This is a genomic window from Actinomyces oris, from assembly GCF_001937665.1.
GTDB lineage: Bacteria > Actinomycetota > Actinomycetes > Actinomycetales > Actinomycetaceae > Actinomyces > Actinomyces stomatis.
The window spans coordinates 114,915-139,659 of the sequence record NZ_MSKL01000008.1; the positions used below are offsets into that span (position 1 = coordinate 114,915).

23 protein-coding genes and 1 tRNA gene are annotated in these 24,745 nt (G+C 67.6%); 6 read left to right on the plus strand and 18 right to left on the minus strand.

All coding sequences use genetic code 11. From position 1 onward, the window contains the following. Positions 1–150: 150 nt before the first annotated feature. Positions 151–2,988, minus strand: coding sequence for a DNA polymerase I (gene polA / locus BKH28_RS04030; protein WP_075417589.1), 2,838 nt, complete (start codon positions 2,986–2,988; stop codon positions 151–153). A 17-nt stretch (positions 2,989–3,005) separates the two neighbouring features. On the opposite strand from polA, the gene BKH28_RS04035 reads away from it, so the two are divergent. Then, entirely contained in the window at positions 3,006–3,644 is a 639-nt protein-coding gene (locus tag BKH28_RS04035) for a PaaI family thioesterase (protein WP_256695469.1), read from the plus strand. Between the two features lie 22 nt (positions 3,645–3,666). Here the strand turns inward: BKH28_RS04035 and BKH28_RS04040 are convergent, their stop codons facing one another. After that, positions 3,667–4,275 (minus strand): ANTAR domain-containing response regulator, encoded by a 609-nt coding sequence (locus BKH28_RS04040; protein WP_075417590.1) that lies wholly within the window; start codon positions 4,273–4,275, stop codon positions 3,667–3,669. Positions 4,276–4,329: 54 nt separating this feature from the next. Between BKH28_RS04040 and BKH28_RS04045 the strand changes: the two genes are divergently transcribed. After that, positions 4,330–4,403 (plus strand) — tRNA-Leu (locus BKH28_RS04045). A 58-nt stretch (positions 4,404–4,461) separates the two neighbouring features. On the opposite strand, the gene pyk is transcribed toward BKH28_RS04045, so the two are convergent. The 15 genes from pyk to BKH28_RS04120 form a co-directional block, all read right to left on the minus strand. Beyond that, positions 4,462–5,892, minus strand: coding sequence for a pyruvate kinase (gene pyk, locus BKH28_RS04050; RefSeq protein WP_075417591.1), 1,431 nt, complete (start codon positions 5,890–5,892; stop codon positions 4,462–4,464). Between the two features lie 125 nt (positions 5,893–6,017). Continuing rightward, the gene (gene lgt, locus BKH28_RS04055) at positions 6,018–7,019 is read right to left on the minus strand and encodes a prolipoprotein diacylglyceryl transferase (RefSeq protein WP_081380028.1); all 1,002 of its coding nucleotides are present in this window, start codon (positions 7,017–7,019) and stop codon (positions 6,018–6,020) included. Between the two features lie 36 nt (positions 7,020–7,055). Then, on the minus strand, positions 7,056–7,880 hold the full coding sequence (locus BKH28_RS04060; RefSeq protein ID WP_075417592.1) for an indole-3-glycerol phosphate synthase TrpC: 825 nt from the start codon (positions 7,878–7,880) through the stop codon (positions 7,056–7,058). A gap of 115 nt (positions 7,881–7,995) precedes the next feature. Further along, positions 7,996–8,358, minus strand: coding sequence for a phosphoribosyl-AMP cyclohydrolase (hisI, locus tag BKH28_RS04065; RefSeq protein WP_178388824.1), 363 nt, complete (start codon positions 8,356–8,358; stop codon positions 7,996–7,998). Between the two features lie 27 nt (positions 8,359–8,385). Beyond that, positions 8,386–8,775 (minus strand): DUF2752 domain-containing protein, encoded by a 390-nt coding sequence (locus BKH28_RS04070; RefSeq protein WP_075417594.1) that lies wholly within the window; start codon positions 8,773–8,775, stop codon positions 8,386–8,388. 91 nt (positions 8,776–8,866) lie between these two features. After that, a complete protein-coding gene (locus tag BKH28_RS04075) occupies positions 8,867–9,472 on the minus strand; it encodes a DUF4190 domain-containing protein (protein WP_256695470.1) in 606 nt (201 codons plus the stop codon). 408 nt (positions 9,473–9,880) lie between these two features. Beyond that, complete coding sequence (gene hisF, locus BKH28_RS04080; RefSeq protein ID WP_075417596.1) at positions 9,881–10,651, minus strand: imidazole glycerol phosphate synthase subunit HisF; 771 nt, start codon at positions 10,649–10,651, stop codon at positions 9,881–9,883. Next, entirely contained in the window at positions 10,648–11,676 is a 1,029-nt protein-coding gene (locus BKH28_RS04085; RefSeq protein ID WP_075417597.1) for a hypothetical protein, read from the minus strand. Before BKH28_RS04085 ends, hisF begins: the two co-directional genes overlap by 4 nt. Positions 11,677–12,206: 530 nt before the next feature. Continuing rightward, positions 12,207–13,652, minus strand: a complete 1,446-nt coding sequence (gene pafA, locus BKH28_RS04090; protein WP_075417598.1) for a Pup--protein ligase — start codon at positions 13,650–13,652, stop codon at positions 12,207–12,209. Then, positions 13,649–13,867, minus strand: coding sequence for a ubiquitin-like protein Pup (locus tag BKH28_RS04095; protein WP_075417599.1), 219 nt, complete (start codon positions 13,865–13,867; stop codon positions 13,649–13,651). The genes pafA and BKH28_RS04095 overlap by 4 nt, the downstream gene beginning before the upstream one ends. A 59-nt stretch (positions 13,868–13,926) precedes the next feature. Further along, positions 13,927–15,606 carry a proteasome accessory factor PafA2 family protein gene (locus tag BKH28_RS04100; protein ID WP_075417600.1) on the minus strand — a complete coding sequence of 560 codons (1,680 nt, stop codon included), beginning with the start codon at positions 15,604–15,606 and terminating at the stop codon, positions 13,927–13,929. Next, on the minus strand, positions 15,603–17,294 hold the full coding sequence (arc, locus tag BKH28_RS04105; protein ID WP_075417640.1) for a proteasome ATPase: 1,692 nt from the start codon (positions 17,292–17,294) through the stop codon (positions 15,603–15,605). Before arc ends, BKH28_RS04100 begins: the two co-directional genes overlap by 4 nt. Beyond that, positions 17,287–18,387 carry a tRNA (adenine-N1)-methyltransferase gene (locus tag BKH28_RS04110; protein ID WP_075417601.1) on the minus strand — a complete coding sequence of 367 codons (1,101 nt, stop codon included), beginning with the start codon at positions 18,385–18,387 and terminating at the stop codon, positions 17,287–17,289. Before BKH28_RS04110 ends, arc begins: the two co-directional genes overlap by 8 nt. A 46-nt stretch (positions 18,388–18,433) precedes the next feature. After that, complete coding sequence (locus tag BKH28_RS04115) at positions 18,434–19,309, minus strand: class I SAM-dependent methyltransferase (protein ID WP_075417602.1); 876 nt, start codon at positions 19,307–19,309, stop codon at positions 18,434–18,436. Positions 19,310–19,356: 47 nt separating this feature from the next. Beyond that, entirely contained in the window at positions 19,357–20,463 is a 1,107-nt protein-coding gene (locus BKH28_RS04120) for a peptidase M50 (protein ID WP_075417603.1), read from the minus strand. A 156-nt stretch (positions 20,464–20,619) separates the two neighbouring features. Here BKH28_RS04120 and BKH28_RS04125 point away from each other — a divergent pair, with 156 nt between their 5' ends. The 4 genes from BKH28_RS04125 to BKH28_RS04140 all read left to right on the plus strand — a co-directional run bounded on the left by BKH28_RS04125 (position 20,620) and on the right by BKH28_RS04140 (position 24,326). After that, positions 20,620–21,549: a RecB family exonuclease gene (locus tag BKH28_RS04125; RefSeq protein ID WP_256695471.1), complete on the plus strand. Its 930-nt coding sequence runs from the start codon at positions 20,620–20,622 to the stop codon at positions 21,547–21,549. A gap of 382 nt (positions 21,550–21,931) precedes the next feature. Beyond that, entirely contained in the window at positions 21,932–23,017 is a 1,086-nt protein-coding gene (locus BKH28_RS04130) for a YeeE/YedE family protein (RefSeq protein ID WP_075417604.1), read from the plus strand. Positions 23,018–23,100: 83 nt separating this feature from the next. Beyond that, complete coding sequence (locus BKH28_RS04135; RefSeq protein WP_075417605.1) at positions 23,101–23,322, plus strand: sulfurtransferase TusA family protein; 222 nt, start codon at positions 23,101–23,103, stop codon at positions 23,320–23,322. A gap of 23 nt (positions 23,323–23,345) precedes the next feature. After that, complete coding sequence (locus BKH28_RS04140) at positions 23,346–24,326, plus strand: aldo/keto reductase (RefSeq protein WP_075417606.1); 981 nt, start codon at positions 23,346–23,348, stop codon at positions 24,324–24,326. 80 nt (positions 24,327–24,406) lie between these two features. On the opposite strand, the gene BKH28_RS04145 is transcribed toward BKH28_RS04140, so the two are convergent. Continuing rightward, the gene (locus BKH28_RS04145) at positions 24,407–24,721 is read right to left on the minus strand and encodes a hypothetical protein (protein ID WP_009395572.1); all 315 of its coding nucleotides are present in this window, start codon (positions 24,719–24,721) and stop codon (positions 24,407–24,409) included. Between the last annotated feature and the right edge of the window lie 24 nt (positions 24,722–24,745).

Consider the following 24,745-nt stretch of genomic DNA (forward strand, 5'->3'; position numbering starts at 1 on the left):
CCGTAACTAGACGATGCTCAAGCATTATCCCGTATGTGCGTGCAATCGCTCACGTCATCTGACAACTAGGTGTCGAAAGGATGACGCGACGATCTCATTCACATATCAACGGCTTCTTCGGGCGATGATCGAGGGTCCTGGAGAGGGTCTCTAGTGGGCAGCCTCACGCCAGGTGCGCCCTCGTCCGACAGCGACGTCCAGTGGGACCGAGAGCTCGGCCGCCCCGCCCATCTGCTCCTTGAGGAGGCTCTCGACCGTCTCGGCCTCTCCAGGCGCGACCTCGATGAGGAGCTCGTCGTGGATCTGCAGGAGGATACGACTGCTCAGTGCCCGCTCGGTCAGCGCGCTGTCGACGTCGATCATGGCCTTCTTGACGATATCTGCGGCACTGCCCTGAATAGGAGCATTGAGCGCGGCCCGCTCAGCCATCTCACGGCGCTGTCGGTTGTCGCTGGTCAGATCGGGCAGGTAGCGGCGGCGCCCGAACATCGTCTCGGTGTATCCGTCCCGGCGCGCCTGCTCCACCACGGACTCCAGGTAGTCGTGAACCTTTCCGAACCTGGCGAAGTAGGCGTTCCTCAGGTCCGCCGCCTCGGCGTTGTCGATACCGAGCTGACGAGCCAGTCCGAAGGTGGACAGACCGTAGGCCAGTCCATAGCTCATGGCCTTGACGTGGCTGCGCTGCTGGGCGCTCACGTCCTCGACCTCGATGCCGTGGACCAGGGCGGCAACGTAGCGGTGCAGGTCCTCCCCGCTGCGGAAGGCCTCGATCAGCGCCTGGTCTCCGGACAGGTGCGCCATGATGCGCATCTCGATCTGCGAGTAGTCGGCGGTCATGAGGCACTCGTAGCCCTCACCGACGGCGAAGGCCTCACGGATACGCATCCCCTCCTCGTGACGGGCCGGGATGTTCTGCAGGTTGGGGTCGGTCGATGACAGGCGCCCGGTGGCGGCGATGGTCTGCTGGAAGGTGGTGTGGATGCGCCCGTCGGCCTGGATCGCCTTGCGCAGTCCCTCGACCGTCTGCCGCAGCTTGATGGCGTCGCGGTGCTCAAGAAGGTGCTCCAGGAAGGGGTGGGAGGTCTTGGCGTACAGCCCGGCCAGGGCATCGGCGTCGGTGGTGTAGCCGGTCTTGGTCTTGCGGGTCTTGGGCATCTTCAGCTCGTCGAACAGGACGGCTTGGAGCTGTTTGGGGCTGGAGAGGTTGAGCTCTCGCCCTGCGGCGGCGTAGGCGCCCTCGGCGGCGTGGGTCACGCGGGCGTCGAGCTCGGTCTCGCGGGCTGCGAGCACGGCGTCGTCGACGGCGATGCCGGCGTCCTCCATGACGGTCAGGGTCGCGGCCACGGGCATCTCCAGGTCGGTGAACAGTCCCACGGCGTCGCGAGCGGCCATCTGCTCATCGAGCACGACCTGGAGCGGGAGCAGGACAGCGGCCCGACGCGCACTGGCCAGGTGGGCCGTGGGAACGGCGTCGGAGGCGAGGGCCTCGAGGTCGAAGGCGCTCTGGGAGTCACCGGGACCGCTGTCGGCCGAGGCGCCGCCCTCATTGACGGCGGCCAGATCGATGCCGAGCCAGCGCTGGGTGAGAGTATCGACGTCGTAGCTGCGCTGCTCAGGACGGCACAGGTAACCGGCCAGGGAGGGATCGGCGACGACGCCGTCCAGCGTGAGTCCCCGGGCGTTCAGTGCGTGCCAGCTTCCCTTGGCATCGGCCACCAGCTTGGGGCGGTCCACGTCGGCCAGGAGCCGGGCCAGGGCCGCTTCGTCCTCGGGCAGGATCTCGGTGAGGTCGATGACGACCGCCCGAGAGCCGTCGGACAACGAGACGAGCGCGGCATCACCCTCGACGGGTCTGAGGACGCCGACAACATCGACACCGAGGGGACGGGAACCGTCTCCGTCGGCCGACGACAGGCCGGCCTCCAACCACTGTGACAGGTGACCCGCGGCAAGATCATGCCCCAGCGAGACGATCTCCAGATCGCTCAGCGCGCTCAGGGCGCCGGTTCCCTCTCCCTCACCCGGCTCGGCATGATCGGAGGTGTCGGTGAAGCTCAGGATGCGCAGCGCCCGCTGGTGCAGGGTGCGGAACTCCAGGGTCTCGAACACGCGTGCCAGGCCGGCGCGGTCGGCGCCCGGGAGGCGCAGGTCGGTGCGGGGAACGACGCCGAGATCCAGGTCGGTGAGCAGGTGGTTGAGGCGGCGGTTGCGCATGACGTCGTCGAGGTGATCGCGCAGGGCCTGTCCGGCCTTGCCCTTGATCTGATCCGCATGAGCGATGACGCCGTCGAGCCCGTCGTAGAGGTTGAGCCACTTGGCGGCGGTCTTGGGGCCCACGCCCGGGACTCCGGGAAGGTTGTCACTGGTCTCCCCCACGAGGGCGGCGAGGTGGGGGTAGCGATCGGGCGTCACCCCGTAACGCTCCTCCACTTCGTGGGGCGTCATGCGACGCAGCGTTGAGACGCCCTTGACCGGGTAGAGCACCGTGCACTGCTCAGTGACCATCTGGAAGGAGTCGCGGTCTCCGGAGCAGATGAGAACCTCCATGCCCTCGGCCTGGGCCGAGGTCGCCAGGGTGGCCAGGATGTCGTCGGCCTCGTAGCCCGGTGCGGTGATCGCCTTGACGCCCATGGCCTCCAGGACCTCCTGGATGAGCTCGACCTGCCCGAGGAAGGGCTGCGGCGTCTCATCGCGGGTCCCCTTGTACTCGGCATACTCCTCTGTACGGAAGGTGCCTCCCGGCAGGTCGAAGGCGACCGCCACGTGCGTCGGCTGCTCGTTGTCCAGCAGCGAGAGGAACATGGAGACGAAGCCGTGGACGGCGTTGGTCGACTGACCGGTCGACGTCGTGAAGTTGTCGACGGGCAGCGCGTAGAAGGCGCGGAAGGCCATCGAGTGTCCGTCGATGAGAAGAAGCCTCTCGGGAACCGGTTCCGAGGTGGGCTGAGGTGTTGGGCTCGTCGCAGGGCTGGTCGCAGTGGTGCTCACCGTGCCAGCCTAGGCCCATGAGCCATCCACAGTCCGACTCGCCCCTCTCCCCCATCAGCGTAGGAGAGTCCTGTGACTCTCATGCCTCCCCTGTCTCCGCCGACTCCCCCGGCTCACCGGCGGTCGTCGGGCCGCTGGGGCCCGTGGGCCGCGTCACTGCAGCCTCCTACTCGGGAGCGAGCGCCGCTGCCGTGGCCTTCCCGGACCCTTCCCGGCGCCCGTACCCCGACCCTCGTCCCGCGGGCTCCGCCGTCTCCGCCTCCTCGGCACTGCACGCGGTGCTGGAGGACAGTGAGGAGGGCACACTCATGGACACCCTCGGAATGGAGGTGGTGACTCGCGACGCGAACCTGACCGAAGTCAGGATGCCGGTCGATGGAGCACGGCAGGTCGTCGGAATCCTGCACGGCGGTGCCACTGCCGCGATCATCGAGACGGCCGCCTCGGTGGCAGCGCGTGCGGCAGCGCCCGATGATGCCATCCCGGTCGGGGCGGAACTGACGGTCAGCCACCTGCGATCCGTGTCCCAGGGCTGGGTGAAGGCCACCGCCACTCCCCTGCACCGCGGCCGTCGTACCGTGGTCTACCAGGTCACGGTCACTGATGACGACGAGCGGACGATCGCCGTCGGAACGCTGCGCAGTCTGTTCACCTGACGCACCGCGCGACAGAAGACGATCAGTCCTTCTTGGCGGCACCGACCTGCTCGATGACGGCGTCGGCCACCTCACGCATGGTCAGACGCCGGTTCATGGAGGTCTTCTGCAGCCACCGGAATGCCTCCGGCTCGCTCAGCCCCATGCGCTCCATGAGCAGCCCCTTGGCCCGGTCGACGCGTTTACGGGTCTCGAAGCGCTCGGTGAGGTCAGAAATCTCACTCTCGAGGGACAGGATCTCCTCGTGTCGCGACATGGCGATCTCAAGTGCCGGAATGAGGTCCGCCGGGGTGAAGGGCTTGACGACGTAGGCCATGGCGCCGGCGGCGCTGGCTCGTTCGACGAGCTCGGTCTGGGAGAAGGCGGTCAGCATGACGACGGCGCAGTTGTGCTTCTCAAGAATCCTCTCCGCTGCGGTGATGCCGTCGGTCACCGGCATCTTGACGTCGAGAACGCACAGGTCAGGGGTGTGCTCGTCAGCCAGACGGACAGCCTCCTCCCCGTCTGCGGCCTCAGCGAGGATCTCGTACCCGGCGTCGGTGAGAGTCTCGACGATGTCAAGGCGGATGAGGGTCTCGTCCTCAGCGACGAGCACCCGGCGGGACTTGGTGGTGCTGGACTCATTGCTCACGGCTGTGATCCTAGTATGATCTCGCTGTTAGCGCCCCCGCAGAGCCGGCGGCGTGCCTCCGTAGCCCAATTGGCAGAGGCATCCGACTCAAAATCGGAGTGTTGTGGGTTCGAGTCCCACCGGAGGTACTCATGACTGAAGGGGGCTCCCACCATCTGGTGGGAGCCCCCTTTTCAGCGGTGATGCTCAGATCTTGTAGTCACCCGTCTCACCGACGGTGTGGACGCGGATCGAGTTGGTCGAGCCAGGCGTGCCCGGAGGCATGCCGGCCACGATGACGACAGTGTCCCCGGGCTGGGCCAGGTGCTTGTCCTGAAGGATCTCATCGACCTGGGCCACCATCTCGTCAGTGTGCTCGACCTCGGGCACCTCGTAGCACTGCACGCCCCAGGAGACGGCGAGCTGGTTGCGTGTCTCATGCAGCGGGGTGAAGGCCAGCAGCGGAAGCGGAGAGCGCAGACGCGACAGGCGTCGGGCGGTGTCTCCGGACTGGGTGAAGGTCACCAGGTAGGTGACATCGAGGTGCTCACCCATCTCGGCGGCAGCGCGGGTCAGAGCCCCACCGCGCGTCTGCGGGTAGGAGCCCAGGCCGGGGATGCGCTCCCCTCCGTGCTCCTCGACGTTCTCGATAATGCTGGCCATGGTGCGCACGGCCTCGATGGGGTAGGCACCCACGGAGGTCTCACCGGAGAGCATGACGGCGTCAGCGCCGTCGAGAATCGCGTTGGCGCAGTCGGAGGCCTCAGCCCGAGTCGGCCGCGGGTTCTGAATCATGGACTCCAGGACCTGGGTGGCCACGATGACCGGCTTGGCCTGGCGACGAGCCAGCTCGATGGCACGCTTCTGCACCAGCGGAACGGCCTCCAGGGGCATCTCCACACCGAGGTCACCGCGGGCCACCATGATGCCGTCAAAGGTGGAGACGATGTCGAAGAGGTTCTCCACCGCCTGGGGCTTCTCGATCTTGGCGATGACCGGAATACGCACACCGACCTCGTCCATGATCTCGTGGACGTCCTTGATGTCGTCGGCGTCGCGCACGAAGGACAGGGCGATGAGATCGGCACCGATCTTGAGGGCCCAGCGCAGGTCCTCGCGGTCCTTCTCGCTGAGGGCCGGGACGGAGACGGCGACGCCGGGCAGGTTGATGCCCTTGTTGTTGGAGACGTAGCCGGGCACCTCGACCTTGGTGACAACGTCGGTGTCGGTGACGGCCACGACGCGAACCGCGACGTTGCCGTCGTCGATGAGGAGCCGGTCGCCGGGGCGGCAGTCGCCGGGAAGCCCCTTGAAGGTGGTGGAGGCGCGCTTGACGGTGCCGAGGACGTCGTCGATGGTGATCGTGAACTCGTCGCCCTTGTTGAGCATGACCTTCTGGTCATCGACGAAACGCCCCAGGCGGATCTTGGGGCCCTGGAGGTCGACCAGGATGGCGATGGCCCGACCGGAGGCGGCGGCTGCCTCGCGGATGCGGGCAATGACCTCCTCCTGGTCCTCGGCGCGACCGTGGGAGCGGTTGATGCGCGCCACGTTCATGCCGGCGTCCACGAGCGCTTGCACCTGCTCGGGGGAGTCAGTAGCGGGTCCGAGGGTACATACGATCTTGGCTCTACGCATGGGTTCAGAATACGGGACTCCCGGCCCTGTGCACGAGGACGAATCCCGTCACTCGTCAGGTTGCGACCATCCTCACCCGGTTCTCCGCCGCCTCAGTGACGGGCCGGTCCCCGATGATTCAGTCCCTACAACACATCCGTCTGGTCCGGAACGGCCGACGCCACGGCCGCGGATTCTGACGGCGAGACGCCTTCAGGCGAGTCGTCCTCAGCGGAGTCGTCCTCCTCACGCTCCGAGCGCCCCTTCCTCGCTCCGCGCCCCGGCCTGTCGATGGCGTCACTGAGGGGACGCCGGGAGGTGAGGGCCAGCCCGATGGCGCCGACGAGGAAGATGACGATGGAGGTCCACACGTTCAGTCGCAGACCGAGGATCGTCTCGGCCTCATCGATGCGCAGCATCTCGATCCACACCCGGCCGGCGGTGTAGACCATGAGGTAGATCCACAGCAGTCTCCCGCCCGTGACCCCGCTGCTGGCAACCATCCTTCTCCCGATCCACACCAGAAGGACGGCCCCGGCCAAGTTCCACAGGGCCTCATAGAGGAAGGTCGGATGAAACAGGGTCCCGGGCGGGTAGGTGGAACCTGCTGGAAGATGAGCGTCGTCGATCCGCAGTCCCCAGGGCAGAGTCGTCGGGGCGCCGTAGAGCTCCTGGTTGAACCAGTTTCCCAGTCGACCGATCGCCTGAGCGACCAGCAGCGTCGGGGCGACGGCGTCGGCCAGCGGAGCCACACGCAGGCCACGATGGCGCAGGAGGAGTACCCCGGCCAGGACTCCACCGGCGATGCCTCCCCAGATTCCCAGGCCCCCCTGCCATGTCTGGGGGATACGGGACAGGTCTCCGTTGGGGCCGAAGTAGTCGTCGGGTGAGGAGATCACGTGGTAAAGACGAGCACCCACGATTCCAGCGGGGACGGCCACGATGGCGACATCGAGGACCACCTCCGGCCTGCCTCCTCCGGCCCGGTAGCGTCGGTCCGACCACCACACGGCCACGAAGACCCCGGTGAGAATGCACAACGCGTAGGCCCGGACCGGGATGGGCCCGAGGTACCAGACGGCCGAGGACGGGCTCGGTATGCCTGCGGGCAGCACGGCCGCGACCGGCATCGTCAGCATTGTTGACATCGTTGGCATCATGGCGGAAAGCGGTGCGACAGGCACTCAGAGAACCTCTCGATGGGCGGAGGGGATCAGTGCCGGATGGGCGCCGGCGGCGACCAGCTCGGCGACGAACTGCTGGGGGTCGGTGGAGCGGATGATGGCCTCACCGACGAGGACGACGTCGGCGCCGCAGCGCGCGAAACTCATGACGTCGTGCGGCCCTCTGACTCCTCCGGCTGCGATCCGCACGACCTGAGGCGGTAGAACGTCAGTGACCTGATCGAACATGCTGCAGTCGACGGCCAGGGTCTCAGGATCCCGGGTGTCGATGGCGACGATGCAGGCGCCTGCATCAACAGCGGTCAGCGCCTCACGGCGGGTGCGAGCTTCGACGACGGCACCCATCCCCAGGGAGTGGACCCGCTCGATGAGCCCTTCGAGCACCAGGGTCTCGAGGCGGGCGTCGAGCATGAGCAGATCGGCGCCGTGAGCCCGGGCCTCGTGCACCTGGTAGGGAGTGACCACCAGGTCGTTGGCGAGGACGGGAAGATCCACCGAGGCCCTGACGGCATCCAGGTCCTTGAGAGAGCCTCGCGTGGCGCTCGGCCCCGTGACCACTGAGACGCAGGCGGCACCGCCGGCGGCGTAGAAGCAGGCCAGCATCCCCGGATCCCCAACGCCGCTGAGGTCGGCGAACGTGGCCGTTGAGCGCTTGACCTCGGCGATCACCGTGACCGCCCGGTCATCGGTGCGCAAGCTGGGCAGGGCACTGATGGCACCGGGGACCAGGCGGGAGGCCTCTCGCAGACTGGACAGGGGAACCAGAGAAGCGCGACGGTCGGCGGCCGCCTTGGCCTCGGCCACCATCGCCTCGAACGAGGTCATCACACACCTCCCCGATCTCGCCTGCCGGCGCTCCGGAAGGGCGCCTGTCTGTATCCATCGTGACGGTCCGAGGCCGTCTGTTGCAAATCGCCAAACCTTGCTGGCCGAGGAGCGGTCAGCAGGGACGCTCTCCCACGTGCGCCCCCAGATCACCACCGGTGAGGAAACAGCTGCGCTCACCGGTGTGGCAGGCCGCTCCGACCTGATCGACCTCGATCAGGAGCGCGTCGCCATCGCAGTCCAGATGGACGGACTTGACATACTGCGCGTGTCCGGACGTGTCCCCCTTGCGCCAGTACTCACGGCGAGACCGTGACCAGAAAGTCACGCGCCCCTCTGCCAGGGTGCGACGAAGCGCTTCATCATCCATCCACCCCACCATGAGGACCTCACGTGAGTCGTGCTGCTGGATAACGGCGCAGACCAGTCCGTCGGCGTTGCGCTTCAGACGCGCAGAGATCTGAGAATCGAGAGCCACGACTGCATTATGCACGCGAGGAGCCCCTCAGCCCGGAGGTCCGAGCAGCGGACCGAGGTAGACCCACATGCCGGGCAGGTTGCGCACGAATGCGAAGACAACCAGCGCTGCCCCAAGAAGAATGCCCTCCCCGCCGGTGACGAGCGGCCGTCGCCGGCCTCGGGCAGATACGAACAACCAGCGCACCACCAGAAGAACCGCCAGCGCCTCCAGCACGAGCGCAAAGGGGTTGTAGCCCATGGCTGCCCACAGGTCGCCGTGAATGAGCTCCCGAGTCGCCCTGGTGCCTCCACACAGAGGGCACCACAGCCCCGTGACACGGTGAAACGGGCAGAGGTCGGGAAGCCCCGGGGAGCTGCGGGGCAGAGTCAGTGCGCGCAACACGATGAGGCCGCCCGGCAAGGTGGGGAGAGCCATCAGAAGGCCCAGTCCTATCTGCCTTCCGAGTCTCGAGCTCCCACCGGAGCAGTGGTTCGTCTTCGATACATTCTCACAGCAGCCTTCAGACCTAGAGATCATTGAAAATCACCATCACGAACAGCATGAAGAAGCAGGCACTGATAACAGAGCCTATAGCCCCCATCACCACTCCGGCAATCGAAAGTCCCTTATTGGAGGCACGCCCCTCATCGGCCGCGCGCATCCCGTTAATCCCCACGATGATCGCCGGCACACCCGGGACAGCGCCTAGATACAAACAGTTCATGAAGATACTCGCAATACCGAGCCCGAGCGCCCATCCACCCAGGGTGTTGGCCTCATGCCGACGCGGATCGTAGAACGCCCCCCAGGACGCACCCGGACCATATGGCGGGTACGGTCCATAAGGAGCGGACGGATATGACGGATAGGGGTACTGCTGATGGTAGGGCGGACCGTAAACCTGACTATCAGGCTGCCGGCCAGCCTCTGGATAAGGGGCCATCTGATTTCCCGACACCGCCGGGAAGGGGTACGACTGCCCACCGGGGTAATCAGTACTGTAGTAGCCGCCCGGAGCCGAAGACGCACCGGAATCGACATGGGAGGCCATGTGAGATCCGGCAAAGTAGGGTTGAGAACCGGCAGTTCCTTGACGATAAGGATCCGCTTGGTACGGATTCAAGTCACTCATTATTCCTCCCCGAGGATGAAGTGCTGCACGTAGCCTACATGAGTAGGCATATCACTCCCCAGGGATGACTTCGCATCTCCATGGGGACAACGCCCCACCAGCCTCGATGCTCATGACCCTCCATGGCCTTCGCGCCACCACGCGAGCAGCTGATATTGCTATGACGTAAATGATTCCGGAGTGGAGAACACCGGCATCCGCCAGATCAAGGGCACATCCCTTCAGGCAGTTCTTCTCGCCGCCCGGATGCCTCCAAGGATTCCCGCCACGTGAGTGGCTGGGCTCGTTGTCATAGTCGTGGCTCACGAGCTCTCCTCGGACTTGGCCACATGGGCGGTCACCAGGACATCAGGTGGTGCCGCTACACCGGCTACACCGCCACCACCCCACAGTCAGTCTCCCATCTTTTCAACGCACCGGATGGTGCGCGTCTCGCAGAGCATTCTTGGCCTCGGCGATGGTCATGACTCCGTAGTGGAACACTGAGGCTGCCAGAACGGCGTCAGCACCATGGTTGGCCGCGGTGACGAAGTCCTGCGGGCATCCGGCGCCACCGGAGGCGATGAGCGGCACCCGGAGCCGTCGACGAACGGCGTCGATCATCTCGGTGTCGAATCCTTGGGTGACCCCATCTGCGTCCATGGAGTTCAGGAGGATCTCCCCGGCGCCGAGCTCGGCACCGCGAACCGCCCAGGCGACGGCGTCGATCCCGGTGGAGGTCCGCCCTCCGTGAGTGGTGACCTCAAAGCCAGAGGCCGTGGAGACACCGGAAGGACACCGACGCGCATCCACTGACAGGACGACCACCTGGTTGCCGAAACGCTGCGCCACCTCCGTCAACAGCTCGGGACGGTTGATGGCCGCGGTGTTGATGCCGACTTTGTCCGCCCCCGCCCGCAGCAGCTGATCCACATCGTCGACTGAACGTACTCCACCACCGACAGTCAGCGGAACGAACACCTGCTCGGCAGTACGGCAGACCACGTCCAGCATGGTGGAACGTCCCTCATGCGAGGCCGAGACGTCTAAGAAGGTGATCTCATCAGCCCCCTGAGCGCCGTAGCGGGAGGCCAGCTCCACGGGGTCTCCGGCTTCCTTGAGGCCCTGGAAGTTGACGCCTTTGACGACACGACCGTCCTTGACGTCCAGGCAGGGAATGATGCGAATGGCAACGCTCATGATAGGTCCTTGGGTGTCGGGCCGGTGGAGGTCTGAGGTGTGGCGCTTGAAGCGCTACCCGCATGTCCCTCGGCCCCTCCGGGAGCCTGAGCAGGGTCTTTGGCGAGGACGTCAATCACCACGACGACGGGTTCCTTCCCCTGCGCCTGTTCCGCAGGCAGTGAGAGGACCACCCGTGAGCCGACCGTGATATCAACCAGGTTCTGGGAGACTCCCACCAGCGCGTTGCTCATGTCGAGCTGCTTGGGCGGTTCCTGGTAACCGAAGGTCGATTTCTCGAGGGGCTGGCCCGTGGCCCAGCTGACCATTGTGGTACGAGCGATGAGACGGTCCTGGGAACCGATCTGAGGGCCGGTGCCCTTGATGAGGATTTCCGTGGATGCTCGAGTTGGTGCGGGAAGTCCGGCGCTGCTGACGGCGATGGAGCCGTCCTTTCCTTCACTGACGGAGGGGGTGCCGGCCGCCGGCTGCTTCTCCTCCCCCGTTGCCGTGGTGGGCAGGAGGTCGACGACGGTGATCTTCGTCGTCCTGGAGCCGTCCTCCTCATCGGCCGGTTCGCGAAGAACGACGCGGGTGCCTTCGCGCTGGCCGGAGACCGCCGCGTTGATGTATTCCCCCACGTCAGGACCGAGCATGCCCTGCCAGAGCTTGTACCCCTCTTCATTACCCGTCGTGTTGCGCCCGTCGAGACCGGAGAACTGCGAGACCTGCAGGATCACTGGCGTCCCTTCGGAGACCGCGCGCCCCTTCCCGGTCTCGACGACGTCGGTCAGTACCGAGCTGGGGGCTGACAGGGAGGCGTCGTCGTTCAAGGTGATGGAGGGAGCCGACCCCGATCCGACCCGTCCGTTGACCTTCAGCAGCTGGCTGAGGGGGGCGTTGCCGTCCAGCACGGTCGACTGGGCCGCGGTGCTGGTACCCGCTCCGTTCCTTCCGGAGACGAGCTTGTTGACGGCCAGCGGCACCAGGATCATGGCAAGGACGACGACACCGATCAGGCCGACTGCCAGAGGTCCCCTGGGCATACGGCCCAGCGGGCCTCCCAGGGTCGTCCGTCGCCGCTGCGTCGGTTCTGGTTCCTGCGTCCCGGTGATCGCCTCATCCAGCGGGTGCCCGGGCTCATCAGCCGGATCGTGTCGATCAGCTCGCGCAGGCGGCATGGGCGCGCTGTGGAGATCATGGCTGCTGACCCGCGGTGCCGCTGACGCAGGCGCGCTGGCCACGGGTCGCCCGCGATGGGAGGAGTTCTGCGTGGGCACGGGCGCCCGGCCGGCTGCCTGCGGCTGCCACTGCGGCTGCGCCTCGGTATGAGGCGCCGGCGTGCCGGCTGGGTGGGCACTGGTGGACGGAGTACCGGCGGGTCGTGTCTGCGCAACAGGTTGGGAATGCGCCGGGAGGTCCTGGGTCAGTGCCTCCTGCTGGGCCTGCTGAGCACGTTCGAGGGCACGGCGCTGCCGCCGTGTCAGAGGCGTGCCCGCTCCGGGATCCGGGGAGGAGGTAGTACTCATGTTGCGTCTTCCGTCAATCGCCCTGCCAGTGCCGTGAGCCTCACCGTTCACACCCCGATGGGAAGATCGGTTGCCGAACGCTCCATGCTCTCCAGGAGTGCATCGATGCGCTCGTCCACGGCGCAGAAGGGATCACTCAGGGTAACAGGTGAGCAGACTCCGTCGTCGAGTCGAATGCCCACCCAGTCGACACTCACGTCGCAGCGCAGATCCTCGGCCTTGGCGACGACCGCGCCACGCAGGCGTGCACGCGTTGTCGCGGGCGGGGTGTCCACCGCCCGGCGGCAGGTCTCATCGTCAACGAATCGGCGCAGGAGACCGGCGCTCTCCAGCCGTTGACGCAGTCCTTGGCCGGGAGAGACGTCGTGGTAGGCGAGGGCCAACCGGGTCGCCCGAGGGTCGGCCAGATCGGTGTTGTGCCGCCGGCAGTAGCGAGTCAGCAGCTGGTGCTTGACCGCCCAGTCCAGCTCCGTGTCCACGCGCTCGGGCTGCTGCAGGCGGAGGGCCTCGAGCCCCCGTTCCCACAGATCCAGTGCGGCTTCGTGGAGAGCAGTGATCTCGATGTCTCGTGCAACATGATCGCGTAGACGCCCGAGGTGCTCGGCCTGCATCTCCAACGGTGTGATGGTCCGTCCGTCGGCTCGTTCCAGGAGCACGCCCGCACTCATGTCATGGCAGGTGTCGCGGATGGCCTTCATGGGGTCGGCCAGGGCCAGGTCACCGAGGTCTCCCCCGTGCTCCAGGTAGTCCAAGAGCAGGTCCATGGCTGCCACCTTGAGCAGGGTGGATCCCTGAGCGATATTGGAGTCCCCGACGATGACATGCATGCGCCGGTAGCGCTCGGCATCGGCATGCGGCTCGTCCCGGGTGTTGATCAGCGGCCTGGCTCGGGTCGTGGCCGAGGAGACGGCGTCCCGCATCTGGTCGGCCCGCTGGGAGAAGACGTAGCCCCTGAGCCCGTTGCCTGCGGGGCGCGTTTCCCCGTCCTCTGCGATGTGGCCGGCACCGACGAGGATCTGCCGGGTCACCAGGTGGGGTACGAGAGTACGGGCATCGTTCCAGAAGTCTCCACGACGGCGCACGAGATAGTTCTCGTGGCACCCGAAGCCGTTGCCCTCGGCATCGCGGTTGTTCTTCAGCAGATGGATCCGCCCGGGAACACCTGAGGCGGCCAGGCGGGCGTTGGCCTGCTCGGCGAGATCGGCCATGACGAGCTCGCCGGCGCGGTCCTGGGCGAGCACGTCCTCAAGGCGGTCGCACTCGGCGGTGGCGAACTCGGGGTGGGAGCCCACGTCCAGGTAGAGGCGAGCGCCCCCGCGAGTGAAGACGTTCGAGGAGCGCGAGCGCTGAACCACGGGTTCGAAGAGCTCACGAGCAGCGTGGTCGGCGTCCATGGGAGGGGGGCCGTCGGTGGCGGGGGCGCAGGTGATGCCGTACTCGGTCTCCACCCCGATGATGCGCCGAGCCACGGGACGTGAGCCGCTCATGCTCATTGGCCGCCCTTCTGGACGAAGCCCTGGACGAAGGCTACGGCGTTGGTCTCAATGACCGAGTCGATCTCATCGAGGATGCTGTCAACGTCACTGACCTGTGTGGTCGACGAGGTCTGCTTCCCGGCACTGATCTGCTCGTCAGTGTCCGCGCCAGTGGTCTCGACGCCGGCGCGACGGACCTGTCCGTGGGACTGACTGGCGTGCTGCGGCGTCATGTGTTGCTCCTTCACTCGTCTTCTCGAGCAGCGCACCGTTGGTGAGCGCACTGTGAGAGTCAGTGTCTCTCAGGTGCCGCCCGGCGACCAATTTCCTCCAGGATGGTCGCCGTCTCATCGGAGCCGACGACCACGTCGTCGGGCAGGCTCAGACGCGCCAGCTCGGGGGCGCCTGGGACGTCGAGGAGGAGGCAGGTCCAGGAAGCGCCCACGATCTGCGGGTAACGGCGAATGGCGGTTCCACGGACGGCAGCACGCGTGCCCTCGGGAGGCTCGTCGGCCGCGCGCTGGATCTCCGCATCGGTGACCAGCCGATGGATCCTGCCGGCGGCGTCGAGCTTGTCGACGACGGAGCGTCCCGGGCGCAGATCGGCCCACTGGATGTCGAGTGCGGCCAGACGGGGGTCGTCCCACCCGGTTCCCGACCGGCGTCGCAGTCCCTCACAGAGCTCGTACTTGGCGACCCACTCCAGCATCTGTGCAGCCGGACCGGATCCGTCGTGGCGCCACTGCTCGAGGGCGTCAAGGGCCTGCCGCCACAGAGTCAGCGCACGCCGGGCCTGGGCGTCTTCGGAACGTGTGACGGCCGGGCTGACGGCGTCGAGAAAGGCGCGTTGAATCGCCAGGGCGGTCATGGCCCCGCCCTGTGTGCGCACTTCATGGGAGAGGGTGGGATCGTGGGAGAGGGCCCAGTGCTCCTCGACGGGGTCGCCGGTGACGGCCAGGGCGCTGAGGCGAGTCAGAGCCTCCTTGAATCGGCCGGAGCCCGCGGCGTACGCCTGCTCCAGGAACCACAGAAGCAGGTCGGTGGTGGCGACCTTGAGGTAGATGGGAACGTCGAAGCGGTTGGCGTCGCCATTGATGACGTGGAGGCGGCGCCAGCGGGCATTGTCGGCGTGCGGTTCGTCGCGGGTATTGATGATGGGGCGGTTAAATGTAGTCTGCAGGCCGATCTCGGACTCGACGTAGTCGGCGCGCTGGCTGATCTGGAATCCGGGACGCTCACTGCGCTGTCCGATCCCGACCCGGCCGGCGCCGACGATGACGGGCCTGGTGATGAGGAAGGGGGTGAGGACCGCGGCCAGCTCTTCGAAGGGCACATCGCGCCGCACGAGGTAGTTCTCATGGGCACCGTAGGCCGCGCCCTTGCCGTCCACGTTGTTCTTGTACAGGACGATCTCCGCCGGCGCCCCGGCCCCATTGTCCCCGTTGTCCAGGACCGTCATGGCGCGCCGGGCGACCACCTCACCGGCGCGGTCCCAGACCAGGGCGTCGCGGGGGTTGAGGACCTCGGGTGAGGAGTACTCGGGGTGGGCGTGGTCCACGTAGAAGCGTGCGCCATTGACCAGAACCGCCGTCGTCGCCCGGGGCAGCGCCGCCTCGGCGGCACTGGGGCGGGCGCGTGAGCCCCAGGGTGCCGGCGGAGGATCCGCCGGCACCCCGGCGGCCGCCGGTGGTGCGTCACCCGACGGCGCCGGGCGAGCGGGGTCGTCGGTGAGCTGGCTGGGGTGGGCGGCGGAGCGCCGGAGCCTGCCGCCACGCAGATCTGCCAGTGGATCCTCCCCCTCGTAGTCCCACCGCGCCGTGGGCACACCGGCGCCGGTGCAGTAGGCCTCCACCACCATGGTGGACAGGACCACGGGATTGGCGTAGGAGTCGCCCGGGTGCAGAACCCCGAACTCGGTCTCCAGGCCGACGGGACGCGTCACCGGACCGGGCTGAAAGCCGACGTCGTTCATGTGCCCTCCTTGCCGAGCCTGCGCACACTGCGGATCTGCGAGGTACGGGCGCCGATGAGCCGAGCCCACCCCTCAGGTGTGGTGGCGCCGGTGATCTCCTCGTTCTGCCGTGCCTCGGTCTCAACGGCCGAGCGGAGCCTGGCTGCGCTCAGCCCGCCCTCTCCCCCGGCGAGCTCATCCTTGATCGAGGCGGTCTTGGCGCGAGAGACGATGGCGGCCAGCATGGCGCCACTGGTCAGGTCGGCCAGGTGAAGGACACGAGTGGAGGTACCACTGGCTGCGTGGGCCTCGGTGATCTCCAGGACGGCAGTGGCCTCGTTGCGGGCGTAGAGGGCCTCGATGACGACTCGGCGCAAGGAGGCGGCGGTGGCCTCGCGGTCTCCCCCGTGAGCCGCGAGCTCTCCCGGAGCCAGGGGCAGGTCGGCAGTGAGGTGACGGGCGAGGATCTCCTCGGCACCGGCCGCATCGGGCCGGTTGATACGGATCTTCACGTCCAGGCGCCCGGGGCGCAGAATGGCGGGATCGATCATGTCCTCACGGTTGGAGGCACCGATGATGACGACGTTGCGCAGAGACTCCACGCCGTCGATCTCCGCCAGGACCTGGGGCACGATCATGGTCTCGACGTCGGAGGACACGCCGGTGCCGCGTGTGCGGAAGAGGGCCTCCATCTCATCGAAGAAGATGACCACCGGCCGGTCCTCGGCAGCGGCCTTGCGGGCCTGGTCGAAGATGGCGCGGATCTGCCGCTCGGTCTCACCGACGAACTTGCTCAGCAGCTCGGGGCCCTTGATGTTGAGGAACGCGGGCGGGCGCCCTGTGACGCCGGAGGCGTTGGGCGAACCGGCCAGTGAGGTGGCCACGGCCTTGGCGATGAGGGTCTTGCCGCATCCGGGTGGGCCGTAGAGCAGCAGCCCCTTGGGGGCGCGCAGGCCGTAGGCATGGAAGAGCTCGGGGTGGGTGAAGGGCAGCTCGAGGGCATCGCGGATCTGCTCGATCTGCGGTCCCAGGCCCCCGATGTCCGTCCAGGAGACATCAGGTGTCTCAGCAACGACGAGCTGCTCGACGCTGGTGCGCTCGATGAGAGTCGTGGCGACATCGGCGCGCAGATCGGCGGCCAGGGTGTCACCGGGCTTGAGCCCCTCACCGACCCCGGCGATACGGCGAAGAGCCGAGGACAGGGTGAGGATCCGGGTGCCTCCTGCGCCGGTGGTCACCAGCACGCGGGCATCGTCAAGAGTCTCCTCGAGGGTGACGGCCTCACCGGTCCGGGGCTCAGGAAGAGCGGCGACGACGAGCATCTGGTCGTTGACCGCCACGAGCCGCCCGACCTGCAGCTCGGTGTCATCGATGCCGGGGTGGACGTGCAGGAGCATCTGACGGCCCGACAGGCTCACGGCGACCTCGCGGGCCTGGGTGGCATCTGCAGCGTCTGCAGCCTCCCTCGTGCCGGGAAGACCGGTGAGCAGTCCCAGGGTGACCGGAGGGTGGGTGACGGCGTCGAGCTGCTGACCGAGCTCGGTGATGCGCTCGCGGGCGGTGCCCAGCGCCGCGACGAGACGCTCGTTCTTGGCCGCCAGGCTGACGGCCTGAGCGCGGGCCTCACGCAGCTGGTGACTGGTGAAGTCCTTGGCCGGCATCCCCAGTGGCTGAGCCTTGCCGGCGCCGGCCGTGGACGTCTCAGGCATGGTGAGCGCCGTCCTGGCCGTCATCCGCGGTCCCGCTCTGAACGGGCGTGGCGTCGGTGGGCTGCTTGGCCCGGCAGTCACGCAGAACGCGGCGGACCTTCTTATCGGTGCTGGTGCGCTCCTTGACGTCGTCGGGGAGCCAGTAGCCGCCCTCGTCGTAGGCACCGCGGGCGGGCGGACGCTTGCGGGTCAGGGGGCTGGAGCCGGCGGCCAGGCGGCGGGCGGTCAGGAGGAAGCCGGTGTGCGCCACCATGCGGTGGTCGGGGCGCACGGCGAGCCCGTCGACGTTCCAGGTGCGCACCATGGACTCCCAGGACTCGGGCTCGGTGAACAACCCGCTGTGACGCAAGGCCTCCACGGTGCGGGAGAGCTGGGTGACGGTGGCCACGTAAGCCAGGAAGAGTCCGCCCGGGGCCAGGGCTACGGAGGCGGCCTCGACGTTCTCCCAGGGAGCGAGCATGTCCAGGACCACCCGGTCGATGCTGCCCGGTTCCACCCGGGCGGAGACGACGTCGGCGAAGTCCCCGGTGCGCAGCTCCCAGGCGGGGTGGTGGCGGCCGAACCAGGCGTCCACGTTGGAGGCGGCAATCTGGGCGAAGTCCTCACGGCGCTCGATGGACAGCAGGTGGCCGCCCTCCCCGATGGCTGAGAGCAGGTTCATGGTCAGTGCACCGGAGCCGACACCTGCCTCCAGGACGCGGGCACCGGGGAAGATATCCCCCAGGGCGATGACCTGACCGGAGTCCTTGGGGTAGACCACCTGCGCGCCGCGGGGCATGGACAGGACGTAGTCGGCCAGGAGGGGGCGCAGCAGGAGCAGCTCGTGGCCCGTGTCGGTCTCGATGACGGTGCCCTCGTCCATGCCGACCACGTCTCGATGACGGAAGGAACCGCGCACGGACTGGAAGTAGCCGTGGGGGTCGAGCAGAAAGGTGTTCTTGCGGCCCTTGGTGTCGGTGACCTGGATGCGTTCACCGTAGCGGAAGGGGCCACGGCGACCGGCCTGTCCCAGGATCTCCTGGGGGGCCGGGCGCTGGGAGGGCGGTTGCGCTGCGAGGGCATCAGGCTCTGGGGCGGGCTCGTACTGGCTCATCACCACGCAGTGTAGTCAGGGCACATGGCACAGCACCCGCGTCGATCTACGGCTCGGCCGGCCGGCGGGCGACGACGGCGACCTGGAGGGGCAGCATGTCGCGCACCGCGGGGTCGGTGAAACGGTAGCCGCCCTCGCAAGACTCCATCAGGCCGGGCCAACGGCACCAAGAGCTCACACGGGTCTCGCTCACCTCCTCCAGGACGAGGCCCGCCCTCAGCAGCGCGGTGAGGATCTCTCCCACCGCGTGGTTCCACTGGTGGCTGCGGGTGTGGGCGATCGGCGCTGCACCTTCAGGCGTCTCCACGTAGGAACCTTCATTCTCCCAGGTCATGGGCTCGCGCCTCTGAAAGTAGGGCTCATGGAGGATGAGCCCGTGCGAGGTGTCGTCTCCCACGGCCATGAAGACCGGATGGTCGTCACGCAGGACGAGGCGTCCGCCGGGGCGCAGCAGGCAGGCCGCAACGCGTGCCCAGGCGTCGATGTCGGGCAACCAGCACAGGACACCCAGAGTGGTGTAGACCAGGTCGAAGTCACCGGTCACGACCTCACGGGCGGCATAGACGTTGGACTCGATCAGCTCGATATGTGCCTCGGCCCGTCGTGCCAGCTCCCGGGCCCGCTCCAGTGACCGCGGAGACATATCGAGTCCGACGACACGTCGCGCTCCCAGTCGGGCCAGGCTGATGGTGTCGAGTCCCAGGTGGCACTGGAGATGGATGACGTCGAGGCCGTCCAGGTCCCCCAGCCGCTCCAGATCATCGGTGACATCCTTCGTGACCGCTGAGGGTGAGGCGAGAAGCTCAGCGATGCCGTAGCCGGAGGCCTCGTGGAGGGCGGCGCGATCATCCCAGTTGGCGCGGTTGTCGGTGAAGTGGGAGCGGTGCGCGGCACTGGGGTCCAGCTGATTCGGCTCTACCATGACGTTAGCCTAGCCGGGCAGCTGGTCACTTCAGCCGCCGCTGCCTCTCAGCGCGCGCCGGTGGGCACCGCGCCGGCCAGGCTCCCCGCGTCCACGAGCACCAACCAGCGTGAGACCTCCCGGGCCTGTTTCATGGCGTCGGCGGCCGCCTGCCCGTTCAGGTCAGTCGTCACCGCTGCGGCCGGCAGCACCGTGCAGACCTGTCTCGCGGTCACACCGTCCACGGGGGCCGACAGCCCGAGCTCCTTGAGGGCGGCCTCGTCGACCGTGCCGACGAGCTCGGATCCGTCAGCGACGAGGACGAGTGCGGCTCCCTGTGAAAGCGCTTCACGCACCTGCGACACGGGGGTGTCGGGACCAACGACGCGCATGGGTCGGGCCAGTTCGCGCAGGTCCAGCTTGGAGGCCGCTCGGGCTCCTCCCCCGAGCTCGAGCACCTGCCAGCTGGAGACCACGATCGATCCACTCACCATGAGCACCAGGACCAGGTTGAAGATGTCGGGCCGGTGGCCGTAGAGCACGAGTGGGCGCAGGACCCACCACCATACGACGCCGCCGACCACGACCAGCCCGCCCCAGCCGGCAGCCTTGAGGCCGAGCCTACGGCTGCCGGTCACCTGGACCACGAGCGCCGCCAGGGCGTAGCCGCCGTCGAGGGGAAGACCCGGTAGGGCGTTGAAGACGGCCAGGGCCAGGTTGACCAGGGTCACGGCCCACACCGTGAAGGCCACCGGGACCGACAGGGGGACGGATTCCTGCACCAGGGTTCCGATCAGCCACAGGAGCAGGTTGGTGGCAGGTCCCGACAGGGAGGTGACCAGGTCCTTCCAGGCGTTCCACTCGCGAGCGGGTCCGAAGGATGTGCGCCCGCCCCACAGGTAGAGCTCGTAGCGGGTGGGGCGCCTGCCCATGAGGGTGCCGGACAGTCCATGGGCGAGCTCGTGCAGCATGACCGATGCCGCAACGCCCAGGACCGTGGAGACCACCACCAGCAGCACCGTCGTGGTCCCGAAGGCGCCCAGGGCCGCAGAGACCAGTGGGTACCAGCTGCCGGCGATGAGCAGGCCGAGCAGGAGAGAGGTCGGCGAGATGACGACGGGGGCGCCGCCGATGCGGGCGACGACCCACTCGCCGGTGGATGTGGAGGCAGGCATGGGCGCGAGCCTAACGCCGTCGGAAGCCGGTTGCCGCATTCACTCGGGGGCCACAGCCGCGGATGTCTGCGCCGGCGGGCGCGGTCTGTGGAGGAGGGCTCGTCTCCTCCGGCCAGATCCGGCAACACGTCACCTCCTCGCGGTAGCGTCGTGCCCATGTCCCCCGAGCCGCACTCCGTCTCCAGCTCATCGCCTCAGGCCGGCGTCAGGCCCACCGGTCCGGGCGCCAGTGGTGGTCCGAGAAGAGGTTCCAGCGGTGGGCACCGCGCAGCCCTGTCCCCCTCCCGAGCCAAGGACTTCATGCAGTGCCCGCTCATGTTCCGTCTGCGCACGGTCGACCGCCTCCCCGAGCCCGGTTCGCTGGCCACGCACAAGGGCACCGTGGTTCACGGCGTGCTGGAACGTCTCTACGATCTTCCGGCCTCAGATCGCCTCCCTGAGGCGGCGCTTGAGCTCCTGCCCGGCCAGTGGGCCTCTCACCGAAAGAAGAACCCGGAGGTCATGGACCTGTTCGAGGACACCGGCCAGGTGGAGACGTGGCTGGAGGAGGCTCGCGGCCTCATCCGCACCTACTTCACCCTGGAGAACCCCCAGCGCCTGGAACCGGCCGAGCGCGAGCTCTTCGTCCAGACCGAGACCGGTGACGGTCTGCTCCTGCGGGGCTTCGTGGACCGTCTGGACGTGGCTCCCGACGGCGCCATGCGAGTGGTCGACTACAAGACCGGCCGAAGCCCCGGCACGCGTTTCATGGAGGAGGCGCTGTTCCAGATGCGCTTCTACGCGCTGGTCCTGTGGCGCCTGCGCGGGCGGGCGCCGGCCCGTCTCCAGCTGGTCTATCTCAAGGACGGACGGGTCCTGACTCACGATCCTCGCCTGCCCGAGCTGGAACGGACCGAGACGCGCCTGACGCACCTGTGGGACGAGGTCGAGGACTGCGCTCGCACCGGCTCCTTCCGCCCCCGCCGCTCCCGGTTGTGCGACTGGTGCGCCTTCCAGGCCCAGTGCCCGCTTTTCGGTGGCAGCACACCGCAGGTGCCCGACGACGGGATCGCCCGTCTTCTGAGCGCCCGCCGCGCTGCCGCCTGATCTCAGCCACCGTCCTGGAATTGCCACGGCGAGAAGCCGTCGGATACAGTCCGTGGCGGTTGACAACCGTCACCAACCACTTCCCATGGAGAAGCACATGAACGTCGTCCAGGCCCACACAGCCCGCACCGCCTCGCGCGGAGCCGGCATGTGTATGCGCTGCCTGGTTCGGGCGTTCTGAGGCGGTCTCAGACAGATCGTTCTCCCCGGCTCCCGGCGCTCCTGAGACGGCGCCCCATCAGCCACGTCCAGCCAGGCCTCCACCTCACTCCCCCACCGGATGACGTGGCCTGTCTCTGTACTTTCTTCACCCGTGCTGCGTCACCGGTCCCCCACACAGGCTGCTCGCACTCGACAGCAGCAGCCGGACAAGGACCACACCGTGCCGTCACCCACCATTCTCACTGGGCTCGTCGTTGGAGCCGTCCTCGGTTTCATCCTCCAACGGGGCCGTTTCTGCATCACCGGAGCCTTCCGCGATCTGTGGGTCTCCCGCTCCTGGCGCTGGTTCACAGCCTTCCTGCTGGCCATCGCCGTTCAGGCGGTCGGAGTCGCCGTCCTGACCGGAGCGGGCTCCATCACCCCAGAGATCCCCAGGTTGTCGGTGGTCGCCACCGTTGCCGGCTCCTTCCTCTTCGGAGTCGGGATCGTCCTGGCCGGAGGCTGCGCCACCGGGACCTACTACCGCGCCGGCGAGGGCCTGGTGGGCTCCTGGTTCGCGCTCGTGGCCTATGCCACCACTGCGGCCGCGTCGAAGACGGGACTCCTCTCAGGGGTGACGACCTGGGTCAAAGGGCTGTGGGTCACCGACCTCACCACTATCCCGGCCACCATCGGTCTGCCGAGCTGGGGCGGAGTCCTCATCCTGGCAGGCATCACCGGAGTCATCGTGCACCGCTTCGTCGTCCTGGAGCGCAGCCGTCCCACGCAGATCCAGCTGCCCGCGCAGCGCACGGGACTGGCTCGCCTGCTGCTGGAGAAGCAGTGGAACCCTCTGGTCACCGGTTTCCTCGTGGGCGTCGTCGCCATCGTCGCCTGGCCCACGTCCTGGGCCTCGGGGCGCCCGGACGGGCTCGGGATCACGACGCCGTCGTCGAACCTGGTGAACCTCATCGTCACCGGTGACACCAAGCGGCTCGACTGGGGTGTGCTCCTGGTCCTGGGCATTCTGCTCGGCTCCTACGTCGCGGCCAAGGCCTCCGGCGAGTTCCGGGTTCGGGTGCCCAGTGCCCAGGTCATTCAGCGTTCCATCGCCGGCGGGATCCTCATGGGGATCGGCGCCGTCTGGGCAGGTGGCTGCTCCATCGGCAATGCCCTGGTGCAGACCTCGCTCCTGTCATGGCAGGGCTGGATCGCGCTCGTCTTCCAGGTGCTGGGGGTCGGGGCGGCCGCCTGGTTCCTGCTCATCCGTCCCCGGCAGCGTCGTCGCACCGAACGCGCCGCCTCCCGTGTGCCCGCCACCGTGTGAGGTCACATCAGCACCTCCGTGACCATCTCACTCACCCCCAACCGCCCTCCGCATTCTCATCGCACCGCATCAAGGAGAGACTCATGCGCACTGTTCTGGAGACCACCGGCCAGGTCTGCCCCTTCCCCGTCATCGAGGCGGAAGAGGCCATGGAAGAGCTCAGCATCGGCGACGAGCTCGTCATCGGCTTCGACTGCACCCAGGGAACCCAGACACTGCCCGCCTGGGCCGCCGACAACGGCTACACCGTCACCGAGTTCGAGCGCACCGGCGACGCGGCCTGGACCATCACCGTGCGCAAGTAGGCCGAGCCGCTACGGTTAGGCCTATGGAGCACAGGAGACTCGGCCGGACCGGCCTGCGAGTGTCCTCCGTGGGCCTGGGCACGATGACCTGGGGCCGGGACACCGATGAGCTCGAGGCCAAGGAACAGCTCGACATCTTCCTCGATGCCGGGGGCACGCTCGTGGACACGGCCGCCTCCTACGGCGAGGGCGTCAGCGAGGAGGTGATCGGTGCGCTCCTGCGCGAGCACGTGGATCGCCAGGACCTCGTCCTGGTCTCCAAGGCCGGGGTGCGCACCTGGCGCACCGGGGAGCGGTCCTCAGTGGCCGATGCCTCCCGCGGCTCACTGCTGGACACGCTCGACACCAGTCTGGCCCGCCTGGGCACCGACCACCTGGACCTCCTACTGGTCCAGGTGCCGGATCCCAGCACCTCCCTGGAGGAGACGGCCCACGCTCTGAGCCTGGCCGTCTCCTCCGGACGCACCCGGTACGTAGGCATCGCCAACCATCCGGCCTGGGCATCGGTGCGCATGCACGACCTACTCAGCGAGTGCGGCCGAGGTCCGGGGCTGGCGGCCGTCGAGGTGGAGCACTCGTTGCTCTCCCGGGGCATCGAGCGCGAGCTCAGGCCCGCCTCGCAGGCCCTGGGCTTCGGCATCCTGGGGTACGCGCCCTTGGGCAGGGGCGTGCTCACCGGCAAGTACCGGGCGACGATTCCACCGGACTCACGGGCAGCTTCGCCCCACCTGCGCTCCTACGTGTCCCCCTACCTGAGCGACCCGCACCGGGGCGTGGTCGAGGCTGTGGCCACTGCCGCCTCGGGCCTGGACCGTAAGCCGGCCGAGGTCGCGCTCGCCTGGGCCCGCGACGCCGCCGGGATCGCCTCGACCATTGTGGGGGCGCGCACTCCGGCTCAGCTCCAGGGCGTGCTGTCAGCCGACGACCTGGAGCTTCCGGTCCAGATCCGCCATGCCCTGGACGAGGTCACCTCCCTGCAGCTCGGCTACCCCGAGCGTTTCTGAGCACAGAGAAGTGCGGGGTCCGCGCACCTGGCGCAGACCCCGCACTGAACGATGGCCAGTCGACGGACCTCAGTCAGTAGTCAGTCCTCATCGTCGTAGTCCTCGTCATCATCGCTGTCATCGTCGTAGTCGTCATCATCCTCGTCGTACTCACCGTCGTCGTCATAGTCGTCATCGTCATCCTCCTCGTCGCCGTCGGAGTCGAAGGCCTCAAAGGGGAGCTCGATGCCGTAAGCGGTGAACAGCGAGTCGTCGTAGGTGAAGAAGGCGTCCTGGAGGGCGTTCTCAGCCGCGACCACGGCCGGGGAGAGCTCGTCACCGGTCGCGGCAGCATCCAGATGCGCCTCGAAGGCGGCGATGAGTCGGTTGAGCGCGGACCGCGGATCGTTCGTCATGTGGGACACACTACCGGCTATCCC

Excerpts from the sequence above, each read along its gene's own strand:
- BKH28_RS04035 (WP_256695469.1), top strand. The coding sequence starts at position 3,006 with ATGAGCCATCCACAGTCCGACTCGCCCCTCTCCCCCATCAGCGTAGGA.
- pyk (WP_075417591.1), bottom strand. The coding sequence starts at position 5,892 with ATGCGTAGAGCCAAGATCGTATGTACCCTCGGACCCGCTACTGACTCC.
- lgt (WP_081380028.1), bottom strand. The coding sequence starts at position 7,019 with ATGTCAACAATGCTGACGATGCCGGTCGCGGCCGTGCTGCCCGCAGGC.
- BKH28_RS04060 (WP_075417592.1), bottom strand. The coding sequence starts at position 7,880 with ATGACCTCGTTCGAGGCGATGGTGGCCGAGGCCAAGGCGGCCGCCGAC.
- BKH28_RS04070 (WP_075417594.1), bottom strand. The coding sequence starts at position 8,775 with ATGGCTCTCCCCACCTTGCCGGGCGGCCTCATCGTGTTGCGCGCACTG.
- BKH28_RS04075 (WP_256695470.1), bottom strand. The coding sequence starts at position 9,472 with ATGAGTGACTTGAATCCGTACCAAGCGGATCCTTATCGTCAAGGAACT.
- hisF (WP_075417596.1), bottom strand. The coding sequence starts at position 10,651 with ATGAGCGTTGCCATTCGCATCATTCCCTGCCTGGACGTCAAGGACGGT.
- BKH28_RS04085 (WP_075417597.1), bottom strand. The coding sequence starts at position 11,676 with ATGCCCAGGGGACCTCTGGCAGTCGGCCTGATCGGTGTCGTCGTCCTT.
- pafA (WP_075417598.1), bottom strand. The coding sequence starts at position 13,652 with ATGAGCATGAGCGGCTCACGTCCCGTGGCTCGGCGCATCATCGGGGTG.
- BKH28_RS04095 (WP_075417599.1), bottom strand. The coding sequence starts at position 13,867 with ATGACGCCGCAGCACGCCAGTCAGTCCCACGGACAGGTCCGTCGCGCC.
- BKH28_RS04100 (WP_075417600.1), bottom strand. The coding sequence starts at position 15,606 with ATGAACGACGTCGGCTTTCAGCCCGGTCCGGTGACGCGTCCCGTCGGC.
- arc (WP_075417640.1), bottom strand. The coding sequence starts at position 17,294 with ATGCCTGAGACGTCCACGGCCGGCGCCGGCAAGGCTCAGCCACTGGGG.
- BKH28_RS04110 (WP_075417601.1), bottom strand. The coding sequence starts at position 18,387 with ATGAGCCAGTACGAGCCCGCCCCAGAGCCTGATGCCCTCGCAGCGCAA.
- BKH28_RS04115 (WP_075417602.1), bottom strand. The coding sequence starts at position 19,309 with ATGGTAGAGCCGAATCAGCTGGACCCCAGTGCCGCGCACCGCTCCCAC.
- BKH28_RS04120 (WP_075417603.1), bottom strand. The coding sequence starts at position 20,463 with ATGCCTGCCTCCACATCCACCGGCGAGTGGGTCGTCGCCCGCATCGGC.
- BKH28_RS04125 (WP_256695471.1), top strand. The coding sequence starts at position 20,620 with ATGTCCCCCGAGCCGCACTCCGTCTCCAGCTCATCGCCTCAGGCCGGC.
- BKH28_RS04135 (WP_075417605.1), top strand. The coding sequence starts at position 23,101 with ATGCGCACTGTTCTGGAGACCACCGGCCAGGTCTGCCCCTTCCCCGTC.
- BKH28_RS04140 (WP_075417606.1), top strand. The coding sequence starts at position 23,346 with ATGGAGCACAGGAGACTCGGCCGGACCGGCCTGCGAGTGTCCTCCGTG.
- BKH28_RS04145 (WP_009395572.1), bottom strand. The coding sequence starts at position 24,721 with ATGACGAACGATCCGCGGTCCGCGCTCAACCGACTCATCGCCGCCTTC.